Origin of the sequence: Synechococcus sp. 60AY4M2 (genome assembly GCF_002760375.1) — a bacterium.
In the GTDB taxonomy this organism is placed as follows: domain Bacteria; phylum Cyanobacteriota; class Cyanobacteriia; order Thermostichales; family Thermostichaceae; genus Thermostichus.
Genome location: NZ_AUMZ01000001.1, coordinates 2,670,100 through 2,693,214 on the forward strand (window position 1 = coordinate 2,670,100; position 23,115 = coordinate 2,693,214).

Annotated in this window: 22 protein-coding genes and 1 pseudogene; 9 read left to right on the plus strand and 14 right to left on the minus strand. The window is 59.9% G+C overall.

The window, feature by feature from the left end:
• The first annotated feature begins 524 nt into the window (after positions 1-524).
• Positions 525-1,319, plus strand: coding sequence for a choice-of-anchor Q domain-containing protein (locus tag SYN60AY4M2_RS14135; protein WP_168173340.1), 795 nt, complete (start codon positions 525-527; stop codon positions 1,317-1,319).
• A gap of 197 nt (positions 1,320-1,516) precedes the next feature.
• Complete coding sequence (locus tag SYN60AY4M2_RS11670; protein ID WP_099812998.1) at positions 1,517-2,623, plus strand: peptidylprolyl isomerase; 1,107 nt, start codon at positions 1,517-1,519, stop codon at positions 2,621-2,623.
• 42 nt (positions 2,624-2,665) lie between these two features.
• On the opposite strand, the gene SYN60AY4M2_RS11675 is transcribed toward SYN60AY4M2_RS11670, so the two are convergent.
• The 4 genes from SYN60AY4M2_RS11675 to SYN60AY4M2_RS11690 form a co-directional block, all read right to left on the minus strand.
• Entirely contained in the window at positions 2,666-3,433 is a 768-nt protein-coding gene (locus SYN60AY4M2_RS11675) for an MlaE family lipid ABC transporter permease subunit (RefSeq protein WP_011430901.1), read from the minus strand.
• A gap of 6 nt (positions 3,434-3,439) precedes the next feature.
• Positions 3,440-4,066 (minus strand): GerMN domain-containing protein, encoded by a 627-nt coding sequence (locus tag SYN60AY4M2_RS11680; RefSeq protein ID WP_099813000.1) that lies wholly within the window; start codon positions 4,064-4,066, stop codon positions 3,440-3,442.
• A gap of 244 nt (positions 4,067-4,310) precedes the next feature.
• A complete protein-coding gene (locus SYN60AY4M2_RS11685; RefSeq protein WP_228375271.1) occupies positions 4,311-5,171 on the minus strand; it encodes a DUF2993 domain-containing protein in 861 nt (286 codons plus the stop codon).
• A gap of 54 nt (positions 5,172-5,225) precedes the next feature.
• Positions 5,226-5,657 (minus strand): hypothetical protein, encoded by a 432-nt coding sequence (locus SYN60AY4M2_RS11690; protein WP_011430898.1) that lies wholly within the window; start codon positions 5,655-5,657, stop codon positions 5,226-5,228.
• A 380-nt stretch (positions 5,658-6,037) separates the two neighbouring features.
• Here SYN60AY4M2_RS11690 and SYN60AY4M2_RS14250 point away from each other — a divergent pair.
• The 3 genes and pseudogenes from SYN60AY4M2_RS14250 to SYN60AY4M2_RS11710 form a co-directional block, all read left to right on the plus strand.
• Positions 6,038-6,148 (plus strand): annotated as a pseudogene (locus tag SYN60AY4M2_RS14250) (SulP family inorganic anion transporter); the annotation flags it as partial.
• A gap of 304 nt (positions 6,149-6,452) precedes the next feature.
• Positions 6,453-7,399 (plus strand): IS630-like element ISSoc15 family transposase gene (locus tag SYN60AY4M2_RS11705; RefSeq protein WP_099813001.1). Its coding sequence is split into 2 segments (ribosomal slippage): positions 6,453-6,789 and positions 6,789-7,399, totalling 948 coding nucleotides; the frame shifts between segments, so codons are not numbered across the junction.
• A gap of 202 nt (positions 7,400-7,601) precedes the next feature.
• Positions 7,602-7,859: a hypothetical protein gene (locus tag SYN60AY4M2_RS11710; protein WP_049749773.1), complete on the plus strand. Its 258-nt coding sequence runs from the start codon at positions 7,602-7,604 to the stop codon at positions 7,857-7,859.
• Between the two features lie 210 nt (positions 7,860-8,069).
• Here the strand turns inward: SYN60AY4M2_RS11710 and SYN60AY4M2_RS11715 are convergent, their stop codons facing one another.
• The gene (locus SYN60AY4M2_RS11715; protein WP_041438461.1) at positions 8,070-10,238 is read right to left on the minus strand and encodes a toll/interleukin-1 receptor domain-containing protein; all 2,169 of its coding nucleotides are present in this window, start codon (positions 10,236-10,238) and stop codon (positions 8,070-8,072) included.
• Positions 10,239-10,434: 196 nt separating this feature from the next.
• Between SYN60AY4M2_RS11715 and SYN60AY4M2_RS11720 the strand changes: the two genes are divergently transcribed.
• Genes SYN60AY4M2_RS11720 through SYN60AY4M2_RS11730 form a run of 3 tightly spaced genes read left to right on the plus strand, consistent with a single transcriptional unit; the run spans position 10,435 to position 12,901 of the window.
• Entirely contained in the window at positions 10,435-11,943 is a 1,509-nt protein-coding gene (locus tag SYN60AY4M2_RS11720) for a hypothetical protein (protein WP_011430892.1), read from the plus strand.
• Positions 11,944-11,976: 33 nt separating this feature from the next.
• Complete coding sequence (locus SYN60AY4M2_RS11725; protein WP_099813344.1) at positions 11,977-12,363, plus strand: hotdog domain-containing protein; 387 nt, start codon at positions 11,977-11,979, stop codon at positions 12,361-12,363.
• A complete protein-coding gene (locus SYN60AY4M2_RS11730) occupies positions 12,350-12,901 on the plus strand; it encodes a hypothetical protein (protein ID WP_011430890.1) in 552 nt (183 codons plus the stop codon). Before SYN60AY4M2_RS11725 ends, SYN60AY4M2_RS11730 begins: the two co-directional genes overlap by 14 nt.
• Before the next feature lie 39 nt (positions 12,902-12,940).
• Here SYN60AY4M2_RS11730 and SYN60AY4M2_RS14800 read toward each other — a convergent pair whose 3' ends face one another.
• The gene (locus tag SYN60AY4M2_RS14800; protein ID WP_346426067.1) at positions 12,941-13,096 is read right to left on the minus strand and encodes a PepSY domain-containing protein; all 156 of its coding nucleotides are present in this window, start codon (positions 13,094-13,096) and stop codon (positions 12,941-12,943) included.
• Positions 13,097-13,628: 532 nt separating this feature from the next.
• Here SYN60AY4M2_RS14800 and ilvB point away from each other — a divergent pair.
• Positions 13,629-15,425 (plus strand): biosynthetic-type acetolactate synthase large subunit, encoded by a 1,797-nt coding sequence (gene ilvB / locus SYN60AY4M2_RS11735; RefSeq protein WP_099813002.1) that lies wholly within the window; start codon positions 13,629-13,631, stop codon positions 15,423-15,425.
• A 282-nt stretch (positions 15,426-15,707) separates the two neighbouring features.
• On the opposite strand, the gene SYN60AY4M2_RS11740 is transcribed toward ilvB, so the two are convergent.
• The 8 genes from SYN60AY4M2_RS11740 to SYN60AY4M2_RS11775 form a co-directional block, all read right to left on the minus strand.
• Complete coding sequence (locus SYN60AY4M2_RS11740) at positions 15,708-17,315, minus strand: 1,4-alpha-glucan branching protein domain-containing protein (RefSeq protein ID WP_011430886.1); 1,608 nt, start codon at positions 17,313-17,315, stop codon at positions 15,708-15,710.
• A gap of 152 nt (positions 17,316-17,467) precedes the next feature.
• Positions 17,468-18,943: a glycogen synthase GlgA gene (glgA, locus tag SYN60AY4M2_RS11745; RefSeq protein WP_011430885.1), complete on the minus strand. Its 1,476-nt coding sequence runs from the start codon at positions 18,941-18,943 to the stop codon at positions 17,468-17,470.
• A gap of 197 nt (positions 18,944-19,140) precedes the next feature.
• Complete coding sequence (locus SYN60AY4M2_RS11750; protein WP_099813003.1) at positions 19,141-19,593, minus strand: DUF2996 domain-containing protein; 453 nt, start codon at positions 19,591-19,593, stop codon at positions 19,141-19,143.
• A 74-nt stretch (positions 19,594-19,667) separates the two neighbouring features.
• Entirely contained in the window at positions 19,668-20,033 is a 366-nt protein-coding gene (locus SYN60AY4M2_RS11755; RefSeq protein WP_011430883.1) for an NAD(P)H-quinone oxidoreductase subunit M, read from the minus strand.
• 270 nt (positions 20,034-20,303) lie between these two features.
• Positions 20,304-21,164 (minus strand): bestrophin family ion channel, encoded by an 861-nt coding sequence (locus tag SYN60AY4M2_RS11760; RefSeq protein ID WP_240527344.1) that lies wholly within the window; start codon positions 21,162-21,164, stop codon positions 20,304-20,306.
• A 193-nt stretch (positions 21,165-21,357) separates the two neighbouring features.
• Positions 21,358-22,191: an anti-sigma factor gene (locus SYN60AY4M2_RS11765; protein WP_011430880.1), complete on the minus strand. Its 834-nt coding sequence runs from the start codon at positions 22,189-22,191 to the stop codon at positions 21,358-21,360.
• A 238-nt stretch (positions 22,192-22,429) separates the two neighbouring features.
• Positions 22,430-22,708, minus strand: a complete 279-nt coding sequence (gene tatA, locus SYN60AY4M2_RS11770; protein WP_011430879.1) for a twin-arginine translocase TatA/TatE family subunit — start codon at positions 22,706-22,708, stop codon at positions 22,430-22,432.
• Between the two features lie 223 nt (positions 22,709-22,931).
• The coding region (locus SYN60AY4M2_RS11775) for a transposase (protein WP_206336920.1) at positions 22,932-23,115 on the minus strand (184 nt) is incomplete at its 5' end.

Consider the following 23,115-nt stretch of genomic DNA (forward strand, 5'->3'; position numbering starts at 1 on the left):
TTACCAACGCCGGCATTGTCAACAATGGTGCTGGCAAGGAAGGGGGCGGCATCTACAATTTAGGCACGACAAACATCAGCAAAACAGGGATCTCCGGCAATAACGTTAGTGAAAAAGGGGGTGGCATTTACAACGGCAACGGCGGCAAGGTAACCCTCAACGCCAGCGAGATCTCCTTCAACAACGCCAGCAAGATCCCCTTCAACAATGTCAACCAGGAAGGGGGAGGGATCTATGTTTCCAGCAGCAGTACAGTAAACATTACCAACAGCACCCTATCAGGAAATAGTGCTGGCACAAAAGGCGGTGGCATTTACAATCTCGGCACCAGCAGTCTAAGCTTTGTAACAATTGCATCGAACTCAGCTTCAAAAGGTGGAGGTATTTTCAACGGTGCCACAGCCAACCTTAGGAACTCAATCGTCGCAAACAGTACAAGCGGAGGTAATTGTTCCAACGCTGGCACTCTCACCCCCAGCGGGGCGAATCTCGACACCGATGGAAGCTGCCCAGGACTTACGGCTGTGACCTCAGCAGCTTTGAACCTTGGGCCACTGGCCAACAATGGTGGGCCGACCCAGACCCATGCCCTTCTGGCAGGCAGTGTAGCCATCGACGCTGTGCCAGCCGGGCAGTGTACCGACCTGAACAGTAGCCCTGTCAACCAGGATCAGCGGGGTTTTTCCCGACCTGCTGGAGTTCGGTGTGATGTAGGAGCATATGAGGAGCAAGCTCCGCCCACCCCCACCCCAACACCGACGCCAACACCCACTCCAACACCGACGCCCACCCCGACACCGACACCCACACTCACTCCGACGCCCACACCCAGCCCAGCACCTCCCCCAGGCGAAGGGATCCGACTGGTCAAGCGGATCAGCGCCCTCAATGGCCTCTCCATTCCCGAATTCTTCGACGAGCCCACCGACCCCAACGACAACCCAGGGATCCCTTGGCCAGGCGGAGCCAGCACCTTCCTGCAGGGGGCCATCAACCTGCCGGTGCGCCCAGGAGCGCGGGTGCAGTATGCCATCTACTTCCTGCTGGACTCGCCCGCTTCCAACTTTGTGGTGTGCGATCCCCTGGCGCCTGGCTTGCAGTATGTGCCGGGCAGCCTGTCGGTGAGCACAGGGGGATCCCCTGTGGCCCTTAGCGACGCCCAAGATGGGGATAGGGGGGCCTTCATTCCGCCGGGTGGGGCCGTGCCGCCTGCTTGTGGGGGCATCAGCAACCCCAACGGTGTGGTGGTGGTGAATGTGGGGGGAGGCAGTTCTGGATCAGCCGGTGTCGTCCGCTTCGAGGTCACCGTTCCTAGGTAGGAGAGCCGTGTAGTCATGCCCTCTGAGAACTCCGTCTTTGCTATCGCGGTTGCAAAAGCGTTGCGTAGCGATAACGGCTTTCCCCCAGGTGGAGTGAGCCAGTCGTGGAGATATCTATCGAGGTTTGACAGCGCTTGCCGCCTGTGACGGTGGGGTGTCAGGCTGAGACAGGAGTGGTTTTGCAGTCGGTAGGAACCATGACGCAGCGTGCCCAAGGATTTTGGCAATGGGGATCCCTTTGCCGGCTTGGCCTCTACGTAGCTGCTCTGCTCTGCGGGGTGGCGCTCTGGGGGATCCCGGCCCTGGCGCTGCCGCAAGGGGATGCCATTACGGATCCGCGAACCCTCTTGCGGCGGGCGCTGCCCATCCAAGACAGTCGGATCTGGGAAATTGACGAGGCCATCACCAAAATCGAGGCCGACCTGAAGTACAACCGCTGGTCGGCGGTGCGGGGGGATGTGCGCCAGGTGGAGCGGCTCCTGGATCGCTATGCGGATCCCCTGCTGGCGGAGTTGCCCCCCGAGCAGGCTGCCGCCGCCTCTGAAGCAATAGCCGCCCTACGCCAGGAGTTGCAGCTCATCAGCCAGGCCACGGAGCGCAAATCCAAGGGCAAGGAGGAAGCCCGCGCCGCCTACGACCGCCTCATAGACGACTTGGGATCCCTGGAGAACAACTGGGTGGGGGCCTTCCCCTACGAGGTACCTGATGAGTACGCCGACAAGCCGCAGCTCCTGGGCCGGGCAGAAGTGGAGCTGAACACCACCGCCGGGCGCATGGTGATCACCCTGGATGGCTATAGTGCTCCAATAACTGCTGGCAACTTCGCTGACCTAGTGCAGCGGGGCTTCTACGATGGCCTGACCTTTGACCGAGTGGAGAAATTCTTCCTAGTGCAAGCTGGAGATCCCCCTGGCCCTGCCGACGGCTATGTGGATCCGGCCACCGGCAGAGTCCGCACCATCCCCATGGAGATCCGGGTCAAGGGTGAGGTAATGCCCCGCTACGGCCAAACCTTCGATCAACTGGGCCTGTGGGATGTGGAGCCGGCCCTGCCCTTTGCTGCCGAAGGGACGGTGGCCATGGCCCGCTATCCCGAGGATCCCAACAGCGCCTCTTCTCAGTTCTTTATCTTTATGGCCGAGCCGGATCTCACTCCCGCCGGCCTCAACCTCATGGATGGCCGCTACGCCGTGTTCGGCTATGTTACCGAGGGCACCGAGGTGCTGCGCAAGATCAAGCTGGGGGATCAGATCCTGAGCGCCCGGCTGATCTCAGGCCAAGAAAATCTGAGGAATGGGGCGTAGGGATTTTGCATCACTATCTCCTACCTTTGCCCTTTTGAGTGGCTAGAAGGCGCGGCTGAGGGCAGTTCCCGGGCCCTGAAACGCCAGCCAAGAGATCAGAAAGTTGGTAACAAACACCCCCAGCAACGCCGTCACCACAGCATCGGTGGTGGAGCGCCCCACCCCCTTGGCGCCCCCGCTGGTGGAAAGGCCCCAGTTGGAGCCGACAATGGCGATCAGAGACCCAAACACCATCGCCTTCAAACAACAGACGATCAAGTCCCAAGGGGCCAGGAGATTCTGAGCCGAGGTGAGAAACACCGTGGAAGGAATGTTGTAAACCGACGCGCAGATGATCATCCCCCCCACCAACCCCGTCAACAGGGAGAGGATGGTGAGCACCGGCAGCATCAGCCCCGCGGCCACTACCCGTGGGATCACCAGATAGTCCACCGGATCGGTGCGCAACAGGTAAAGGGCGTCGATCTGCTCCGTGACTTTCATGGTGCCCAGCTCGGCGGCAAAGGCGGACCCCACCCGTCCAGCCAGGATCACCGCCGTCACCACCGGCGTCAGCTCGCGGGCCAGGGCAATGGCCAAAACCCCGCCGATGAGGGAAGAAGCTCCAAAGTTGATGAACTCGCGCGCCAACTGAATCGTGAAAACGCCGCTGATCACCACCGCTGTGATCAAAACAATCAGCAGCGACTCCAGCCCCACCGCTGCCAGTTGCTCCAGCGTGTTGCGACGGTGAATGCGGCCCCGCAGCAGGTGCAAGGTCACCTGCCCGGCCAGGAGAAAACTGCTGCCCACCCGTTGGAACCAGTTCATGATCTCTCAAGAGGCCGATACGGCTGACGGCTCCGCCTCAGGTTCTGCCGGAAGCTGGAAGCTGGGGACAAACGAGGCCCGCGTCAAGGGTTGGTCGATCATCAGCCCTTCCCCCCCCAATACCTCGAGGGCACGCCCCTCGACGGAGATCCACACCCGCGCGCCGGGGTTCTGGCTGGTGGCCGTGTAGAGCACCTGCGCGATCCGGCTCATCATCGCCGTGGATCCCCCCCCTTGCGTGAATTCAGAAGAGAAATTGAGGAAAATATCGTTGCCTTCCACCCGCACATCCAGCAGCCGTGTCTGGGGAGGGATGGCGGTGGTGAGGTGGGGATCCCGGGGCCCGGCGATCAGCTCTTCCAAAGCCACACGGATGGCCTCTTGGGCGTCGAAGGCGCGCACGGAGCGCTCCTGCTGCACGTAGTAGATCGAGTTGTTAGCCGTGGTCAGCCAGTACAAAGAAAGGGTTTGCCGCGGCCCAATGCTGTACCACCAGGCTCCCCCCATCACCCCCACCCCCAGCAAAAAGCCCAGGATCCCCAGGGGCAGGGCCTGGTCGCGCCGTGGGCGGGAACGTCGCCCCCCCAATTTGCCAGAGCCAAGCTGTGCGGTACGCCCTCCGTAGTGATCCATCGCTGCCATTCCCCTGTCTTGCTTAGCTCTAGGGTAGCGAAGAAAGGCCCACCCTGCCGGGGATCCCCAAACCGGCACAGGCGCAAGCCAGCTTGAACTGGCTTCACGCTGGCCACAGCCATTCGCGACAACCAAGAGGCGGCGCGGCTGCTCTCCCGCCTGGACGAGGCCCGCATCGAGAAGCTCCTGGCAGAAGACGACCCTATCGACGAGAAGATTTAGCCCCAATGGGCGGGGATCCCTGCTAGGGAAGGGCGGCTCGCCGGGATCCCATCAGGGTCTCCAAGCTCTCGACCCGCACAAAGCCGATCACCTGCACCTGATCAGACCCTATCTCCAGGCTGAGCACCCGCACCAGGAGCCCCAGATCTTCTAGCTCTTGCAGATCAAACACCTCGTTAAGGCCGCCCAAAAACGCTGCCGAGATCTCATCGGGAACCCGCACAGAGCCGATGACAAACTCCGGATCCTGAAGCTGCAAGCGGCGCCCCTCCTCCACCTGGATCCCGGCGTTGAACACTACATCAACTGCTCGGGTCAGCGGGACGGAGTCTTTTTGCTCGCTGCCGCCTTCCTGCTCCACCAAGAGGGCAGAAAGTCGAAGGCGGTCAGGAGCCAAAAACTCGACCCGGGGTTTGCGCAGATCGAAGCGGCGGGGTTCGTCCCTAAGCCCGCCAAAGGGCAGATCTGCTCGGATATCCTGAAACTGTCTCAGCACCTCTGGCGAGTTGAGGGCAGCATTCAAGTCTTCTTCCCGCACCACCACCCGCACCGCCGCCTGCAGAGGACGCTCCAGCCGCAGAGGAGCCCCGCGGAAAAAAGAGGGGTCAATGGCCACCGGATCTGTTTCCAGCTCCAGCAGCTCTATGCGCGGAAACGGAGCCCTGTACAGCCCCCGCCCGGCAACCAACAACCGATCCGCCTGGCCGCTCAAAAAACGATAGTTAGGGCGGCTTTGGATGCGCACCTCCAAAACCTCTACCCCATCGAGCTGAGCGAGCAAAAGCTGCCGAGCCGCCTGATCTGCCAGGTAGCCTGCCCCTCCTCCCAAGCCCGCCAGCAACCCCACCAAAGCCGCCAGGATCTCCATATTTGCCGCTGTCACGTCTCCCCCACTCAGGTTAGCAGGGGGATCCCTGGCCCTCGTCAGGGATGCCGGCTAACGCAACACCTTAAGGGGACTAGCCTCAATAGGGCGATTTCCCAGGAAAGTTTTGGCAATTTTCAGGCCGTCCGCCATCACCGGCCGGTTGAGGGTTGGGTCATGGACAAATTTGACGCCGGAAGCCACCGTTGGGCGCCCCTCGCCCCAGGTATCCACAACTTTCAGAGTGGCAGCAGCAACCGGACGGCCATCGGCAAAGTAATCCACTACCTTCAGGGTGGAAGCTCCCACCGGGCGGTTGTCGATCTCGATCTTGCTGAACTTGACAGGGCTAGGAAACACCGGCGGGCCGGACCTCTCTCCTGACCCTAGAGCAGCCGGCAGGATCGGGTCGGCAGGCCGAGGAGCCAAGTTCAGACCGTTTCCTTGTCCCGTAGAGGTTTCTTGCTCCGGCAGCGGGCTGGAAAGACCACTAGGAACGGCCATAGCAATCTCCTAAGTTACAGAGGGAGCTGAAGGGAAAGGGGAGAAGAAACGACGGAATAAAACCGCCGAGCTGGGCGTCTTTAGGATCCCCGCAACCTCAGACCAGATTCTAAAAATATTCTAAACCATCGTTGGGCCTACGATCGGCTGCTCACACTCTGGCTTTATCCGTCAACTGCCGCTGAGGCACTCAGCGACGCTACACCTTCCCCGGTGCCATTGAGTCCGTATACACATTTGTAAACACTGTGTTACCCTTTGAAAGGACTTATCGGCAACTGAGGAGTGTTCGAGTAGCTGTGGTGAGTCAGCCAACTGTGGCTACGGATGACGCAGGCCAAGGGTGGAAAAAGCTTTTGGCGCGCTGGCGCGGCGACCTTATGGGCGGCTTGACCACAGCAGTGGTGGCTTTGCCGCTAGCGCTTGCCTTTGCCATTGCCAGCGGCGTTGATCCTAAAGCGGGGCTTTACACAGCAATTGTAGCTGGATTTAACACTCCCACCGCCTGAAGGCGGGGGATTCTTACGCAGTCCACAAAAGAACCCGTAACGGCGTTGTCAAAGCGCCTCTAGACAGTTCCTTCACGCAAAGCTCCAAGGTTCTGCTGACTTTCTTAAGCAGGTTGGCGACAGCATTTGCCTCAGCGTTAACCAACCACCCCTTTGCCGTTTGGTACAGGCCCCGCTTGACACGCTTTCCAGAGGGTTTCTACCCGTCGGGTTTTTCACCATAAATTAGGTACAGCCTTTTAATTTAAAATAGGGTACAGGTATTCAAGAGGAAGGAGAGAAAGGAATGCCGACTCATTCTTTGGATTTGCGGCAAAGAGTTGTAGCAGCCTACCAGGCAGGTAACACCTCCATCCGCCAGGTAGCTAAACGCTTCATGGTTACCAAAAGAACAGTACACCGCTGGGTGCGTCAGTACCAACAAACTCAAGATTTAGCCCCTAAGAAAGCAGGCACCAAGCGAGTGGGCATTTTGGAACAACATCGGCAGGAAGTGATGGCAATTATTACAGAACACCCAGACTTCTACCTGTGGCAGTATCAAGAACTGTTGCGCGAGCGCTTAGGAATCAATGTAAGCATCGTCACGATACATAATTTCTTGAAAAAGCAAGGAATGACTCTAAAAAAAAGACCTACCGCAGTGCAAAAGTCAAAGAAGAGGAGGTGCAAAGGGAACGACTAGCTTATAGTCAAGAAGTCAGGAATATTCCAGCGGAGGATTTGATTGCCATCGACCAGACGGGAGTCTGGGAGGGAATGGAGCGGAGAGTATCTCGGAGTTTACGTGGTCAACGGGCTTATCATTACCGTCAAAGATACAAGGGGGAAAAGTATACGGTTATTGGAGCTATTTCCTTGAGAGGTGTAGTTGGCTGTCGTGTCATCAAGGGTGGGATGAAGAAAGGAGATTTTTTGGAGTTTTTGAGAAGCGAGCTATGTCCGAAGCTAGATGCGAGGAAGGTTGTAATTATGGACAATTTAAATATCCACAAGAGTCGGGAAGTTGAGGAATTGATTAGGGGGACAGGAGCACGAATCCTATACCTACCTGTGTATGCGCCGGAGTTGAATCTCATTGAGATGATGTGGTCGGTGTTGAAGCATTTTATTCGGCAGCTTTGCAGAATTGGGAAATATAGCATGGGGCAGATAGTGAAGACTTCTTTACTACTGATCAATCCATCCTCCTTCCAAAGTTGGTTTGCTAAGTGCTGCTATTGTACCCCTTGAGTCCTTAACAGGCTGTAAGCTCAACCACTTTACGGTCATTTCGGCTGATGGAGTTTCTCTTTCCTGACAGAAGCCAAAACCAGTGGTACACTACCGCTACGGTGAGTTGGTCAGATTGATGGCAGGGATCCCTCATTTCTATTGGCGTTGGGCTAGGTGGGCTACACCGGCTCTGTGGGCGTTGCTGCTGTCGCCTGCTCCTATGGCTTGGGCTTCTGCTCTGGAGGTGCCTCAATTTGATCTGAGTGTTGTCCGCTCTCGTTCTTTGCCGTGGCGGCACCCGCTCCCTTGGCCAGAGATAGGGGATCCCAACCCATCTGAAGCTGAGGTCGAGGCGGCGGAGCATCTTTTCTTGGAGTTCACCCTCGAAGAGAGCAACGCCGCCATTGCCCTGTTCGGGTGTGATTGCCCAGCCCATATCAACCAACTGCGACGACTGCGCGGCCTGCCCTTGCTGTGAACGGGGGAGAGCTGACGGCCCCTCTGAACAGCACAGTTTGTATATTGCTAAGGCTGAGGTTCTCCCCCTGCTCAGTAGCCTGCTTCCGCGCTTCAGTTCGCGGATGGTCTACATAGCCCTGAGCCGGTGGAGTTTTGTCAGGCAGGGAGGCAAGCTGTCCCTGGGCATAAATCCAGTCAGGGCGTTGTGGGGATTGGCACAAGACAAGGGCTAAGCGGAGGGATCCGGTAGGGGCCTACGGTCTACCGGTTGCGGCTCCTCTTGAGGGGTGAGGGTTTTCAGTTCTGGCAGCGCCGTTCCTGCCGGCGCGTCAGCAGCAGGGCTCTCGGCAAAGTTGCCCGGCAACGGTGTCGGCGAGCTGGAGCCGGCGCGGTTCAGCTCCTGCAGAGCAGCTTGGGCCGGCTGAAACTGGGGATCCAGTTCCAGGCAGCGCTGCAAACTGGCCTGGGCCGCCTCCCGCTGGCCGGCCTGTAGTTGGATTAGCGCCAAGGTATGCCAGAAGGCGGGCCGCTGCGGCTCCAGTTCTGTGGCCCGTTGGGCGTCGGCTAGAGCCAGCTCCAATTTCCCCAGCTTCAGGGCCTCCCAGGCGCGGTTGTTGAGGGCCACCGCGTCTTCTGGGGTGAGCTGCAAAACCCGCGAGTAGGCCTCCACCGCTTTTTCTGCCTCTTTCAGGTCGCCATACACTAGCCCTAAGGCAAACCAGCCCCAGGGATCCCGTTCGTTGAGGCGGGTCATCTGTTGGGCGGCAGCAAGGGCTTCTTCCAACCGGCCCAAGCGCCGCAGGCTGGTGATCTGGCCAAACCAGCAGGCAAAGCTGCCGGGACGCTGTTGCACCAGGCGCCGGAACTGCTCCAGGCTGGCTTCATATTGCCCCAGCTCCTGCTGGGCCACCGCCAGGGCGTAGCGAGCCGGGAAGTCCTCTGGCCGGATTTTCAGGGCTTCCTCGAAGTGAATGCAAGCCTCCCTCAGGTAGCCCAATTTCTGGAAGGCCACGCCGCGGGCATACCAGCTTTTGGGGTTGTCGGCGTCGTAGCGCAGAGCACGTTCCAGGGCCTTGCTGGCCAGCCGATACTGCCCCAGGCGCAGCAGAGCCACCCCTAGGTTGTGGAGCGTAATGGGATCCCGGCGGCGCAGCCGCAGCGAGCGCTTGTAACACTCGATGGCCGAGCGCAGCCGCTGGCAGTGGAACAGGGCATTGCCTTGGTAGCGCCAGACCCGGCCACTTCTGGGGTTGAGCTTCAGGACGCGGGCAAAGCTGGCCGCCGCCGAGCTGGGCCGCCGCAGCCGCCGCAGCACGATCCCACGCGCCAGCCAGGTGCGGGGCTGTTGGGGGTTGTAGCGCAGCGCCTTGTTCAGGCTGTTGAGGGCCAGCTTGGGCCGCTTCAGTTGCATGAGGCGAATGCCGCGATTGTGCCAGGCCAAGGCATCTTCGGGGTTGCTCTCCAGCACCTTGTCGTAGTTGACCACCGCCGCTTTGTACTGACCCAGGCGCCCCAAAATCAGGGCCAGGCGCAGCCGCGTCTCCTCGTCGTAGGGGTTGATGCTCAGGGATCCGTTGTAGCTGTCCACCGCCTCGCGGTAGCGGGCCAACTGCACCAGCACATCGCCGCGCCGGCTCCAGGCCAGGGCAAAGTTGGGATCCATGTTCAAGGCACGGTCGTAGGCGGCCAGCGCCTCGCTCAGGTTGCCCCGCTTGCGCCACTCCTCGGCCCGCTCAAATTGAATGTCGGCGCTGTTCCACTGAAACAGCCGCTGAATAAATTGCAAAATGGCAATCTTGCGTGCTCCTTCCTCCGGCGTGGCAGAGGGCATTTCGCCGGTGGCAATGCGCAGGATGGCCATTTGAATGGCCCGCAAAAAGGCCTGGAACCCCCGCACCTCCTCATCTTCAGGGAGTTCCTCGCGGCGACGGTATTGCAGCCGAAATCGCTGCAGATCCCCGGGGGCGGGAAAGCTGGGATCCAAAAAGTGCATCAGCTCCCGGGCCCGGTACTCGAACAGCACCGGATCCTCATCGGAGCCGCTAAAGTCCAGCAGCGGCGCTTCTGCCAGGGGGCGGGGCAGCTCGGCGGGCGTGTGCAGCAGCGTCAGCAGGCGCTGGTTCTGCCGGGGCGGGGCGTGGGAGAAGCCGCTGTAGAGCTCATCTCTGGGCCAGGGATTGGCGACAAACTCCGGCGAGGCCACCACCCCGACCCAGCGGCACTGTTCGATGGCCAGTTGCAGCTCCAGCCGGCGGTCGTCTCCTGGCTGTAGCATCCAGCGGTCAAACCAGACCTTGAAGCCCTCCCGATCCAACCGCTCCGCCAACTGCCGCGCCCAACGGGCCTGGGCCCGGTGGTAACGCAAGAAGAGGTCGAACTTGTAATGCTCGGAAGACATGAACGCCCGCTCGCTGCTCTTTTCCAGCTTATCTTTGCCACCGCCTCGGCGGCTTGGGGCATTGCCCTTCCCCGGCTGGGGGATAAGGCACCAAGTTTCTGTCAACCCTTTTGCCGTTTGCGCCAGCGGGACGGAGTCCTTCGATGGCCAGACCAAGATCGGCGATAGTTGAGGAAGGGTTGGTCAGGAGGGGGAGATGGTAAGCGGAGCGCTGGCGATTGGGGCTGCAATTGGCTTGGTGGTTTTGCTGTTGGAAGCGATTCGCTATCGCCGCTGGGGATCCCTTCGCCGTTGGCAGCCGGCAGTGGGGCTGGGCTTGGCAGCCTTGGCGGCGCTGGGGGCAGGGCTGGGACAGTTGTCGGAGCCGATCCCGCTAGCGGTGTTGCTGGGGGGACTGGTGGGGTTGGGTCTGCTGGGCTTGAGCGGCTGCGGGCGGGCCGGGCAGGGGCTGGCGGTGCTGCTGCTCAGCTTGGCCAGCGTGTGGGGCCTAGCCCGCGGTGCTTTCGAGGAATCTGAGGCGGGAGCTGCTTTTTCTCTGCTGCTGTGGGGCTGCGGCCTGGGGATGGGCTTGGTGGGGATCCCGTTGCTGGGCTGCTTGGCCGAGGCGGAGATGCTGTCTGTGCTGATGGGTCTGGGCCAGGGCTGGAGCGGCATCGCCGCCTTGACCTGGGGATCCCGCCTGCTGGAGATGGGCTCCCCCCAAGATCTCCCTTGGTCGGTGCTGCTGCCGGTGGGGCTGGCTGCCCTCAGCCTGGTGGCGGGCACGCTGCCCCTGCTGATCCTCCCCGTTCCCGCCAGCGGGACGGAGTCCTCGCGCGACAGCGAGGTGGGCTCCAACCGGCTGCTGTCGGCCCTGGGGCACGGTGTGGGATGGCTGGTGGCGACGGCGCTGGCTTTGGCCCTGGTGCGCAACGGGCTGTACCAGGATCCCTTTTGGGCGCTGCTGTACGGGGCGGGGGTGCTGCTCTCGTGGGCTCTGCTGGCTTTGGAGGGCGGGATCCCGGCACCCGAGGGAAAAGAGGCCTTGCTCTGGCGGGCCTGTGTGAGCCTGACGCTGGTAGGCGGTGGGGCGCTGCTGGCGCTGCGGCTGGGGGGATCCTACGGGGCGGCGCTGCTGGGGCTGGGGTGTCTGGCTTTTCCCAGCCGCTGGGGGGCAATGGCCGCCCTGTTTTTGTCGGCCCAACCCCTGCTGCAAAACCTGCTGCACCAGTTCAACCTGCAGGTGGCCGGGATCGACCTCACCCAGCCCTATGTGGCGGCGGCGCTGTACCTGGGCATGGCGAGCATGGGGCTGGCAGCGCTTGTCCACTGGGTGTACGGGCAAGACAGGCCGCTGCCGACGGGGATCGGCCTGACGCTGGCCAGCCTGCTCCTGCCGCTGGGGGTGGGCTATTTCGTCCACGCCCAGCCGCAGGCGGCCTTCTTGCTGGCAGCCTTGATCACCGCCTTGATCTTGGCAGCGCTGCAGCCCATAGCCCTAAACCAAGAAAGGGGAAGGGCACCTTGGACAGGGACCCAAGCTTTGGGCCTGGCTATGCTTGCCATTTTGGGCTCCAACCTCAGCCGCAACTGGACGGTGACGGGGTTCTATGCCACCCGCCTGGAGCGGGCCCTGGTGCTGGTGGTTCTCGTCGGGATCCTGGTTCTCTGCCTCTTGCTTGGGCAGGGCTGGCGCCTGTGGCAGTCCAGGACTGCATCCCGCTAAATGCCCACCCTCGCCTGTTGGGGCTCCCAGACCGTGAAACCTGTTCCTCTCGGCACCCGCGGCACCTGGCAAGGGATCCCCGGCCCCGAGCAAACGGCAGAGGCCCTGGGCAACCCCGGCGTGAGGGTGATCGGATCCCCGGCGCTGTTGGCGCTGATCGAGCGGTGCGGCCACAACACCTTGCAGCCCTTCTACGAGGGGGAAGAAGCCGTCGTCGGGATCCGCTTTGCCCTGGAACACTGCTCGGCAGCCGTGGTCGGGGATCCTCTACACGTTCAGGTTGAGGTTGTGCAAGCGGTGGGAAGGCGCATTGAATTTCAGGTGAAGATCACGCAGCAGGGGCGCTTGGTCATGCAGGGATCCTATACCTGTCAGGTGGTCGATTTGCCCCGTTTTCTGGCTCGCTATGGGCTGGCCTGAGGTCATCCAGCGCCTGGCAGGGCTGTTGCTGGTCACGGGGTTGGGGCTGTTTTTGTTCTGGCCACAACAGCTCCTGCTGCGCTACCGCAAGCCTTGGCAGGGCCCCCTCGCCTGGGTTGGGGAATGGCGCGGGTGGAGGGGCTTGGCTCTGCGGGGCAGCCGTCGGGGTTGGGAATGGCGCTGCGGGTCCCTATACGTTCGCGGGCATTGGCCAGCCTGGGTGGGCTGCCGTCTCTCCTTTGCCGACTGGCCTCGCTTCTGGCCCCTTCTGAGGCGGTTGGCCGAGGGGATCCAGATCCAGTCCTGGCGAGGCGGCCTGGAAATCGGCTTTGCCGACCCGGCCTTGACGGGGCAGTGCCTAGGGCTTTTGGCAACCCTCCCCCCCTCGCTGGCTTGCCACCTGCGCTTGACCTTCGCCCACACCGGCTGGCACGGACAGGGATCCCTGCTGCTTTGCTTTCGCGCCTGGCGAGTGCTGGGGCCGGCCTTGGAATTGGCATGGCTCATCCTGCGCAGCAGCCGCTCGAGGATCCGATAGAACTCGTCAGCCCTCTCTTGGGCTCTTGCAGCAGCCCAACTACCAGTCATCATCGATGTCTAGAATTTTCCCGGCTCTGCCATCGATTTTGACCTCAATGTCGTTGGCAAACCCCACCTTCCAAACCCAGCGCCCATTCTCCCGCTCCAGTTCGACTTCTTCAACGGAAGCAGCGGGAACAACTAAGCGAGCAATCCAATAGTTTCTTCATCGATTGCTGAGACAGAAGACTGGGCAAAAACCGGCTCTGGGCCGGTCTTGAGGCCAGCCAGCGGGTTGCCGACCAGCATCGCAATCATCAAACCTAGATAGATAACAGCAGGTTTTAGAGAAGTAGGGGAGCTCGAGGGGCAATAATCCCCTCAATAAATATTGAGGGGAGGATGCCATCAATTTCAGGTTCAACCCTCTGAGAACCGGATGGTCTCACGTCGGCCTGGGCAGGTTTTGCAGCGCAGGATCCCCAGGGCAGCGGATCCCTTCTCATCTAGAGCCACCTCTGCTGGGGATGCGACAGCTCAGCCTTAAAGGGCTCTCCAAGGCAAAAGCAGGGTGAAGGAAAAAACCGGTTGCCACCCCCCAGGCAAATCTCAACCCTGCGGAGCAAACCCCTGCTAGACTGTTGAATTAAATACACAACCTAAAAAGCCGGCCAATAGCTGGCTGGTCTTCTAGCTCAAACCCTTCAGGTTGAGCGCTCGGTCGTCTTCAGTGGGGAGAAGATATCGTGGCAACAGGGGCCTATGCACTGGTGGATAGCCTGCATCGACATGGGGTGCAGCACATTTTCGGCTATCCAGGAGGAGCGATCTTGCCCATCTACGACGAGCTGTACAAGGCCGAATCCCAAGGGCTACTCAAACATTTCCTAGTCCGCCACGAACAGGCCGCTGCCCATGCTGCCGATGGCTACGCCCGCGCTACCGGCAAGGTGGGGGTGTGCTTTGCCACCTCGGGGCCGGGGGCAACCAATTTGGTGACAGGCATCGCCAACGCCATAATGGACTCCGTGCCTCTGGTGGCCATTACTGGCCAGGTGCCCCGCCATTTGATTGGTACTGATGGCTTTCAGGAGACTGACATTTTTGGCATCACCCTGCCCATTGTCAAACACTCCTACGTGGTGCGCGACCCCCGGCAGATGGCCCGGATTGTGGCCGAGGCCTTCCACATCGCCAGCACGGGGCGACCCGGTCCAGTGTTGATCGACATCCCCAAAGATGTGGGCCTGGAAGAGTTCGACTACCAGCCGGTCAGCGAGGTCAATATCCCCGGCTACCGGCCCACGGTGCGGGGCAACCCTCGCCAGATCCACGCGGCGGCCAAGCTGATCCTGCAGGCCAAGCGGCCCCTGCTCTACGTGGGGGGCGGGGCCATCATCTCGGGTGCCCATGCCGAGATTGCCGAGCTGGCCCACACCTATCAGATCCCGGTGACCACCACCCTCATGGGCAAAGGGGCCTTCGATGAGAACGATCCCCTCTCGGTGGGGATGCTGGGCATGCACGGCACCGCCTACGCCAACTTCGCCGTTACCGAGTGCGACCTGCTGATTGCCGTGGGGGCCCGCTTTGACGACCGCGTAACCGGCAAGCTGGACGAATTTGCCAAGCACGCCAAGGTTATCCACATTGATATCGACCCGGCAGAAGTGGGCAAAAACCGCACTCCGGACGTGCCGATTGTGGGAGATGTGCGCACCGTCCTGGTGGAGCTGTTGGCGCAACTGAGCAAAATGCCCCACACCCCTGGCCAGACGCAGGCTTGGCTGGAGCGGATCGAGCGCTGGAAACGGGACTACCCCCTGCAGGTGCCCCGCTATGAGGGCGTGATCGCCCCGCAGCAGGTGATCGATGCCTTTCGTCGCCATGCTCCCCACGCCTACTACACCACCGATGTCGGTCAGCACCAAATGTGGGCGGCGCAGTTTCTGCGTAACGGGCCGCGCCAGTGGATCTCCAGTTCTGGCCTGGGCACCATGGGCTACGGTTTCCCGGCGGCCATGGGGGTCAAAGTGGCCCTGCCCCACGCCGAGGTGATCTGCATCAGCGGCGACGCCAGCTTCCAGATGAACATGCAGGAGCTGGGCACGGTGGCCCAGTACGGCATTGCCACCAAGGTGGCCATCATCAACAACGGCTGGCAGGGCATGGTGCGGCAGTGGCAACAGGCTTTCCACGGCGAGCGCTATTCTCACTCCGATATGGCGGCGGGCATGCCAGATTTTGTCAAGCTGGCCGAAGCCTTTGGTATCAAGGGCATGCGCGTCGATCACCCCGATCAAGTGGACGACGCCATCCAAGAGATGCTGCGCCACGAGGGGCCGGTGGTGGTCGATTTTGTGGTCAAGCGGGACGAGAACTGCTACCCGATGGTGCCCGCCGGCAAAGCCAACTACCAGATGATCGGCCTGCCGGAAAAGCGGCAACTGGAGCAAGCCGCCGAGCTGATTTACTGCCCCAATTGCGGCACCAAAAACCCCAGCCTGCACAAGTTCTGCGCCGAGTGCGGCACCAAGCTCTAGAACCGGCAGGGCTGGCCATCAGGGCAGGGAAGTTGGGATCCCTTCGCAACAAGGCCCGCCCTCGGCAGCGGAAAGTCCGCAGGGATGCCGATGATGGCTATTTCAAACTGCAGTCGTTTCAAACCCGATTGAAGAAAACACTTCCCGAGCGCCCCTCTGCTGCGACCAACCCCAGCCCATCGTCCAAGAGGAAGGGGGGGAGTGAGGCTCAAGTAGTCGGAAATTCTTTTTTCCACGCGGTGCGGGTGGAAGTTGCCAAAAGGTTCCGGCCTTACCCAATGGTCAGAGGGGCCGGTAGACACGGTAGTTGAGGTTGGGGAAGATGTTGTCCATGTATTCCACCTTGGCCAGCCACTGCTCGTCTTCAGGGGTGGCTTTTTCTCGCCGAAACTGGCCGGCTTGGATCTTCTCGTAGAGGTGATTGAAGCGCAGCAGGTGGGATTTGGTGCGGCGTACCGCATAGGGAACCATCGTCCCCGTGCGCATGATGAAGGCCCAGTCGGAAGATTGGGCCAGGAGCAATTCCCGCGCCGCCTGGTTCAGGGCCCGCCACTCCAGGTCATCGGCAGGCTCGCGGCGGCTCAGCTCGATCATCCGCTCGGTAGCCTTGTGCAGGTGGGGGTAGATCCAGGCGTTGGTGGGGTTGAGCCAGTACTCGTGGAAGCCGCGCGCCCCCCAACTGGACTGGGCAGGTTTGCACACCTGGTGGGTGGGGTTCTCCCGCAAGTACTCCGCCAGGTGAGTCATGCGATAGGTATTTTGGTCGAAGTAGCTCTTGCGAATGAGGAAATCCAAAAACCAGGGGCCCTCATACCACCAATGGCCGAACAGCTCGGCATCATAAGGGGCCACCACCAGCGGCGGACGCCCCATGACGCTGTACAAATACTCGATCTGCCGCTGGCGGTTGAACATGAAGTTGCCCGCATGTTCTGCCGCCTTCTCCCTGGCCCAGTAGGGATCGTAAAGTTGCTTCTGTCCCAGATCGAGGTTGCGCCCCGTGATGCGGTGGTACTTGATGCCGGTGTTTTTCCGCTGGCCGTTGGGCATGATGTAGGGCTTGATGTACTCGTAGTCGGCCTCGTACCCCAGGTCTTTGTAGAACTCGCGATAGACGGGATCCCCAGGGTAGCCCACCTCCGCTGACCACACCTGCTGCGAAGACTCGTGATCCCGACCGAAGACGGCAACGCCAGTCTCGGTGAAGATGGGGGCGTACATGCCGTAGCGGGGCCGCGGCTTGGCATAGAGCAAACCGTGGGCGTCGGTGATCATGTAGCGCAGGCCGGCATCGGCGATCATCCGCTCCAGCCCCTGGTAGTAGGCGCACTCCGGCAGCCAGATCCCTCTTGGCCATTGGCCAAAGTGTTCGTTGTAGTGCTCGCAGGCCACGATAAGTTGGGCCCATACCGCCTGCGGGTACATCTGCATCAAGGGCAGGTAGCCGTGGGTAGCCGCGCAGGTAATGATCTCCAGGTTGCCGCTGTCTTGAAACTGTTTGAAGGCCCGCACCAGATCCCGGTCGTAGCGCTCCCAGAGATCGCGCACCATGGCAAATTGCTTGATGTAGTGCTCGGCCAGGTAGCGAATGTGGCCGTTGGTGGCGTTCTTGTCGTATTCCAGTTGGGCCAGCTCTTCCAACTTGGTTAGGTAGTGGTCGTAGCGCTCCTGCAGCAAGGGATCCCGCAGCATCGACACCAAGGGTGGCGTCAGGGACATGGTGAAGCGAAAGTCGATGCCATCTCGCCGCAGCCCCTCGAACATGTGCAGCAGCGGGACATAGGTCTCGGTGATGGCTTCGTAGAGCCATTCTTCTTCCAGCACGAAGTCCTGCTCAGGGTGGCGCACAAAGGGCAGGTGTGCGTGGAGTACCAAGGCGAGATAGCCCATCATAGCGGCCAGGGATCCTCAGGTAGGAGAAGATAACCGAGCAAGCTCCCCTTCCCCGGCAATAAATCTGTAGGGAAGGTTAAGAGCGGCATTGCTACCTATCGTCCAGCATTTCCCCCTTGTGGTCAAGGGCTGGGATCGCTGGGGATCGCTCAGCGGTGGCGAATGAACTCGTAGATCTCCAGGTATTCTTTGCCGGGGTAGTTCCAGGAGTAGTCGTAGCTCATGCCCTGGACTTGCAGTTGGCGAAACTGGTCGGGAGCGGTGTACCACAGGTCGATGGCCCGATCCAGCGCCGACTCCAGAGCCGCGCGATCCGTGTGGTAGAACACGTAGCCATTGCGCTGCTCCGGCAATTTGCGAGTGTCGTAATCGCGGTCGAAAACGGTATCCACCAGGCCGCCCACGCCCCTCACCACCGGAACCGTGCCGTACTTGAGGCCGATCATCTGGGTAAGGCCGCAGGGCTCGTAGTGGCTGGGCACCACAAGGATGTCTGCCCCCGCATAGATGAGGTGGGAAAGTTCTTCGTTGAAGCCCAGCTCGATGTGAACATCGGGGTTGTCGTTGAGGTAGCGTTTCTCATGGGCAAACCAGGCGCCGATCCCCGGCTCCGTGGCGGATCCCAGCAGCACGAATTGGGCATTTTTAAACAGGGAGCGGTAGATGGCATGATGCACCAGATGCACGCCTTTTTGCTCGTCCAGCCGCCCAATATAGGCCACAATGGGCTTATCAACATCTTGTAGCCATAGCTGATCCCGCAGTGCTTTTTTGTTTTTGGCCTTGTTTTCCAAAGTTTGCGCCGTGTAGTGAAAAGGAATAAAGCGATCGATCTCAGGGTTCCAAATATCGTAGTCGATGCCATTCAAGACGCCGCGAAACTTGTGCTGGTGCAAGTAAAGAGTGTGTCCCAGTCCATAGTTGTAATTACCAAATCGCGCTTCCAGGGCATGGGTGGGGGAAACGGTGGTCACGAAGTTGGAAAAGACGATCCCGCCCTTCATAAAGTTGAGGGCAAAGGGGTTAAAGTTATCTCGCAGGCGGTCGTAATGAAAGTAATAGGGCTCCCGGTTGAGGCCGGTGGCCCAGAGGATTTCCGGGCCGCCAAAGCCTTGGTGTTTAAAGTTGTGGATGGTGTAGCATACCCGCTGGTTTTCCATGCCGTGGTACTTGTAAATCTCAAAGAGCAGCACCGGCACCAATCCTGTCTGCCAATCGTGACAATGAATGATATCGGGGCGCTTATTGCTTTTGAGAAGAAACTCCAGAGCCGCCTTGCTGAAAAAAGCAAAGCGCATGTTGTCGTCCGGGCAGCCGTAGTAGCAGCCACGATTAAAAAAGTTGTCGCCGGAGTGGGGCTCAATAAAAAAGCAAAGGCGGCCATGTACCCAGCCGCAGTACACCGAGCAGTGAATAGCTCCCCCATACCAGGGCACCCAGAGGTCGCGGTAGGCATCGTGCAAGCCCCAGATCTGGTCGTAGCGCATGGTGTCGTACTTGGGCAAAACCAGCTCGACACAGTGCCCCCGCACTTCCAGCTCTCGGCTGAGGCCGTACACCACATCCCCCAGCCCCCCCGCCTTGATGACCGGGGCACATTCCGACGCAATCTGCACGATGTACATTTCGCGCTCTCCCGTAGCACCGCCTTACTTTTCTTCACAAAAGATAATCTCTTTTGGCTTCTACAGCCCATCCCCCGCCTCAGCGAAAAGGGATCCCTGTCCGGGGATCCCTTCCTTGCCTAACAGGTGGCTAGCTCAATCTCTGGCTGCGCTGCCTACGGGTTTGGCTGGCGGCTCAGGCATCTGCCTGGGATCGCTCAATACCACTGCTGGGCATAGAGGCGCTGCACCAGATAGAACACGAACAGGGGCACATCGACGCGACGCTCGTCGATCATAAAAGACTCAATGGTGCTGGCCGGGGATCCTTCAATAGCGCAGCGGAAGAACTTGGGCCCATTGAGGGATCCCTCGGCAAAGAGGACGCTAAACTGCTTTTTGCCGCCGGCAAACGAGCCAATCAGCGTCTTGCCCTCCAGCCGCAGTTGCAGATCGGTGACGCCGCGTTTCTGAAAAGCGGCGATGGTTGCCGGGATCACATCTTCTGCAATGAGTTGCTCGAAAGGCTTCTCTTCCTTGGCTGGTTTTTTTGCTGCGGCTTTGGGCGAGGCTTGGGCAGTGTCAGTCTCCTTGGGAGCAGGGTTGGCGGCCTCAACCCGGGCCGGCTTTTCGACAGCGGTTTCCTGGGCGGGGGTAGGTTCTCCAGACATGGGCTGATACTCCGATAACAGGTCAACGATTGGCGTGCGGGCTGGCAGGCCCAGAGTCAGGGATGGAAGAGAGGCTAACCTTTGGGGATGTACTGGCCGACAATTTCTTCAGCAGGGATCTGGGGGAAGCCCATGCTGTAGTTGGGGGTACGCCCCTGCAGGTTGTAGGCAATTTCCCCTTGCTTGAGGAGAGAGCGAATGAAGTGTTCCAGGTCAGAGCCGATGCGCCGCAGGTTGTACTCAGTCAGATCCCGGCCCCTGTACTCTTCTACCAATTCCTCAAAACGAGCATAGACCTTCTGCAAGGCGGCATCGTTCCAGACCAGCTCGTTGTCGGGATCCACATCGAGGGTGAGCAGATCGTCGCGAGGCACAAAGTGGTTATCGGCGGTCACCTCGCCAGCAAAGATGTGAACGTGGCGGGTGGTGCATTTCAGCATGGCTGTCGCTCCGGTCGAGATCCTACGCCTTTCTTCAAGGTATCATTCCTGGCGCCGAGGTGGGATCCCTTGTCGTCCAGATCCCAGAAAGTTGCCCAGGCCAATCTCCCCACCCAACAATTCTGGGGAGAAGCGGGATCCCTCTGGCACAGAAGAAGCCTAAAAGTACGGCTGTCGGCTGCGTAGCCGGTGTTACTGGAAAAATTTAAAAAGCCGGACTACCTTCCCCAGGGAAACCTAAGCTTGTTTATGAGATAACCCATGGTTGTTCTAGGCAGACTGGATCAAATCAGCGATATTCTGCTTCATCCTACTGCAAATCACATCAAGGGGCAGGTCGTTCGGATCCCGTCCAAAGGGGTTCTCAATTTCAATGCCGATCTCCTCGACGCCAAACAGCATAAAGGCCAGCAGCCCGACAATGGGGCCGGTCATCCAGCCCAATCCCTCCACCATCTGAAAAGGCAAAGACAAACAATACAGCAGCAACAACTGCTTCAAATGTAAGGCGTAGGCCATGGGCGTTGGGGTCATGAGAATGCGCTCGCAGGCGCCCAGGACATCGACCATGTTATTGAGCCGCTCCACCATGATCGTTAGCTGATAGACTTCAACGCGGCCTTTTTGGTATTGGCGCTGTAGGTAGTCTCCAATCCAAAAGGCAATTTGCAAGGAGGGATGGTTGAGGTTTTTAAGACGTTGCAACTGCTCTGGGCTGAGGAGGGTCTGAAGCTCATCTGGCAAAAATTCTTGGCGCAGATGTTGCTTCATGGCGATGGCAAAAGCAGGCAGGAGATAGAGGATTTTGATTTTTTCTTCCCGATCGTCTGGCTGCTTCTCTTCAATGGCTACCCAAATCAAGCGGGCTAAGTTGCGCACGTTGCTCACCACGCATCCCCAAGCTTTTCGCCCCTCCCAAAACCGCTCGTAGGCAGTGTTTGTCCGAAACACCAGCATCAAGCCAAAAACGATGTTGGGCACGAACGCCACCAACGAGGACAGCGCTATGGGCAACCCCAGCTTGTAGAGAACGGAAACCAGCACTCCCAGGAGACCACAGATGAGGGTGCGAGGCAGCACTGCCGGCACAACCGATCCGTGCAACTGCAGGGCCAAGCGAAACCAACGCAACCCATTTCCCGATAGATACTGGCGAATCCTGGTGTGGCGTCGGCAAGCCTGCCCCCTGATCCTACTACCGTCATGGCAACGGTTGTTGACCGAAACCTTGGCGGCGCAGGCCCCCCTCTTCCCCGCCGTATACGGGGGGATGAATCCCTTGACCTGACGGGGCAACTTCCAGGGTCTCAGGAGTCATTTCAAGCTAGTTTAAGAGGTTCTCTTTGCTCTCCTCAGGTTGAGAGGCAGGGATCCAGAAGTTGCTCTGCAGCAGAGGGGCGCCAGTGGGGGATTCGCTCCCGCCTGCCGGTTCGAGGGTAATCCAAAGGCGGGTCGGCTGCTGTGAATGGGTGGGCTGGCTGAGCCATTGCAGGGATCCCTCGGCGTTGACGGTGAAGGTGCCGGCGCTTTCCAGGCGCTGCCCAGCCGACTCCAGCCACAGTTGGTAGGTGGTTCCCGGGGGGGCAGGGGGCATTTCTGAAGCCAAGAGCAACACCTGCTTGGCGCGGGGCGACCAGAGAGCTTGTACCAACAGGGGGTTGCGGAAGCTGGGGTCGCGCAGAAGGGTTCGCCGTACCTGCGGTTGTCGTTGCCACTCCTGATAGAGCCGTTGAATGGCTACCGACTCCCCCTGCCAGCGCAGCCGCCAGTAGGCTGCTGTTATGGCCACTGCGTAGATCCCTAACCCTACTAAGCTGCCCCAGAGGAGGCGCCGCGGCCACCAAGGAGGTGCGACCCGGATGGAGGCAGGGGCGGGCAACCAGCTCCAGCGCCGCAAGCGTTCTTGGGCTTGAAAGGCCGTCAACTCGTAAAGCCACAGGGCCACCGAGCGATCCCGCTGCAGGTCAAAGGCCTCCGCATGTTTCCAGCAGAACTCAAACACCTGGCGCACCACCTCTTCGGCCTGGTGAGGCTGCTTGAGAGTGGACAGCGCGATCTCCAGCAGGCGCTTTTGGTAGCGATCCTTAAGTAAAAAGTGGCTGCGGCGATCCCGCAGTTGGATCTGGCGCATCAGCTCGAAATCGGTCGGCTCCGCCATAGCCCCCCATCTGCTGCGCCTGTCCAGCCCGGCTTTGGGTCAAGCGGTAGCGCCAGGCCGGTAGCTTTTTCAAAAATATACATCAGCCCTGGATCCAGCTCACCGGCAAGCCGACTTCACTTTGTTGCGGCTGGTGCAGATGCCGGCCGTGCAACTTGCGGTATCCGCTTTTACTCGCACCTATCTCCTACAAAACGAGGAGCCGACCCAAGACACCATTTTTTCAGTGCAGATGCCCTCAGGCGGCATCTTTCTCGACCACCTTCTCCGCTTCTACCTTCAGGGACTCCGTCCCGCTGACGCGATCGGCACCGGCGGTGGGCTCGTCATCGCTGCTGGGGTTGTTCATCTCTTGCTTGAAGCTGCGCAACGCTTTGCCGAAGGCGCTGCCCAACTCCGGCAGCTTCTTGGGGCCGAACACGACCACTGCAATTATCCCAATCACGGCCAGCTCTGGCAGGCCCATGCCGAAGATGCTCACGGCCAGGATAGGTTCGCTCGACAGCAGGATAGCCATAAGTCCCCAAAACCCCAAAAATAGAACAAGCCAACCAACCTCGCTGGCAAGGAGGGGAATTATCCCCTCCCAACTCTAGCAGGTTTTCCCGGGGGCAGAAAGGTTTGGCTGCTACTGCCATGGCTCTGGAATCCATGAGAACCTCCGGGGTACTCCCTCCACAGCGCAGCTTGGCGGGCTGGAGGATAGGCGGTGAGACGAAGGGGTTCAATGCCCCTGAGTCTCACAATCTGGGCGTTGCCTGCTGCTCGACATACTTCTTCAACTCCTCAACGGTGACCCCACCACAAGAGGCAACAAAATAGGTCCCTGCCCAAAATACAGGCTTGCTGTAGAACCGTGCCACCTCTGTGGCGAACTCTTTGCGAATCAACCGGCTGGAGACTGTTTTCAGGTTGTTCACCAGC

What these genes read in the sequence shown, in the direction of transcription:
- SYN60AY4M2_RS11755 (WP_011430883.1), bottom strand. Translation starts at nt 20,033, where the DNA reads ATGCTGAAATGCACCACCCGCCACGTTCACATCTTTGCTGGCGAGGTG.
- SYN60AY4M2_RS11690 (WP_011430898.1), bottom strand. Translation starts at nt 5,657, where the DNA reads ATGGCCGTTCCTAGTGGTCTTTCCAGCCCGCTGCCGGAGCAAGAAACC.
- SYN60AY4M2_RS11720 (WP_011430892.1), top strand. Translation starts at nt 10,435, where the DNA reads ATGGTAAGCGGAGCGCTGGCGATTGGGGCTGCAATTGGCTTGGTGGTT.
- tatA (WP_011430879.1), bottom strand. Translation starts at nt 22,708, where the DNA reads ATGGCTATCCTGCTGTCGAGCGAACCTATCCTGGCCGTGAGCATCTTC.
- SYN60AY4M2_RS11680 (WP_099813000.1), bottom strand. Translation starts at nt 4,066, where the DNA reads ATGGATCACTACGGAGGGCGTACCGCACAGCTTGGCTCTGGCAAATTG.
- SYN60AY4M2_RS11765 (WP_011430880.1), bottom strand. Translation starts at nt 22,191, where the DNA reads ATGGCGGAGCCGACCGATTTCGAGCTGATGCGCCAGATCCAACTGCGG.
- glgA (WP_011430885.1), bottom strand. Translation starts at nt 18,943, where the DNA reads ATGTACATCGTGCAGATTGCGTCGGAATGTGCCCCGGTCATCAAGGCG.
- SYN60AY4M2_RS11670 (WP_099812998.1), top strand. Translation starts at nt 1,517, where the DNA reads ATGACGCAGCGTGCCCAAGGATTTTGGCAATGGGGATCCCTTTGCCGG.
- SYN60AY4M2_RS11675 (WP_011430901.1), bottom strand. Translation starts at nt 3,433, where the DNA reads ATGAACTGGTTCCAACGGGTGGGCAGCAGTTTTCTCCTGGCCGGGCAG.
- SYN60AY4M2_RS11740 (WP_011430886.1), bottom strand. Translation starts at nt 17,315, where the DNA reads ATGGGCTATCTCGCCTTGGTACTCCACGCACACCTGCCCTTTGTGCGC.
- SYN60AY4M2_RS11710 (WP_049749773.1), top strand. Translation starts at nt 7,602, where the DNA reads ATGGCTTGGGCTTCTGCTCTGGAGGTGCCTCAATTTGATCTGAGTGTT.
- SYN60AY4M2_RS11715 (WP_041438461.1), bottom strand. Translation starts at nt 10,238, where the DNA reads ATGTCTTCCGAGCATTACAAGTTCGACCTCTTCTTGCGTTACCACCGG.
- SYN60AY4M2_RS11730 (WP_011430890.1), top strand. Translation starts at nt 12,350, where the DNA reads ATGGGCTGGCCTGAGGTCATCCAGCGCCTGGCAGGGCTGTTGCTGGTC.
- SYN60AY4M2_RS11750 (WP_099813003.1), bottom strand. Translation starts at nt 19,593, where the DNA reads ATGTCTGGAGAACCTACCCCCGCCCAGGAAACCGCTGTCGAAAAGCCG.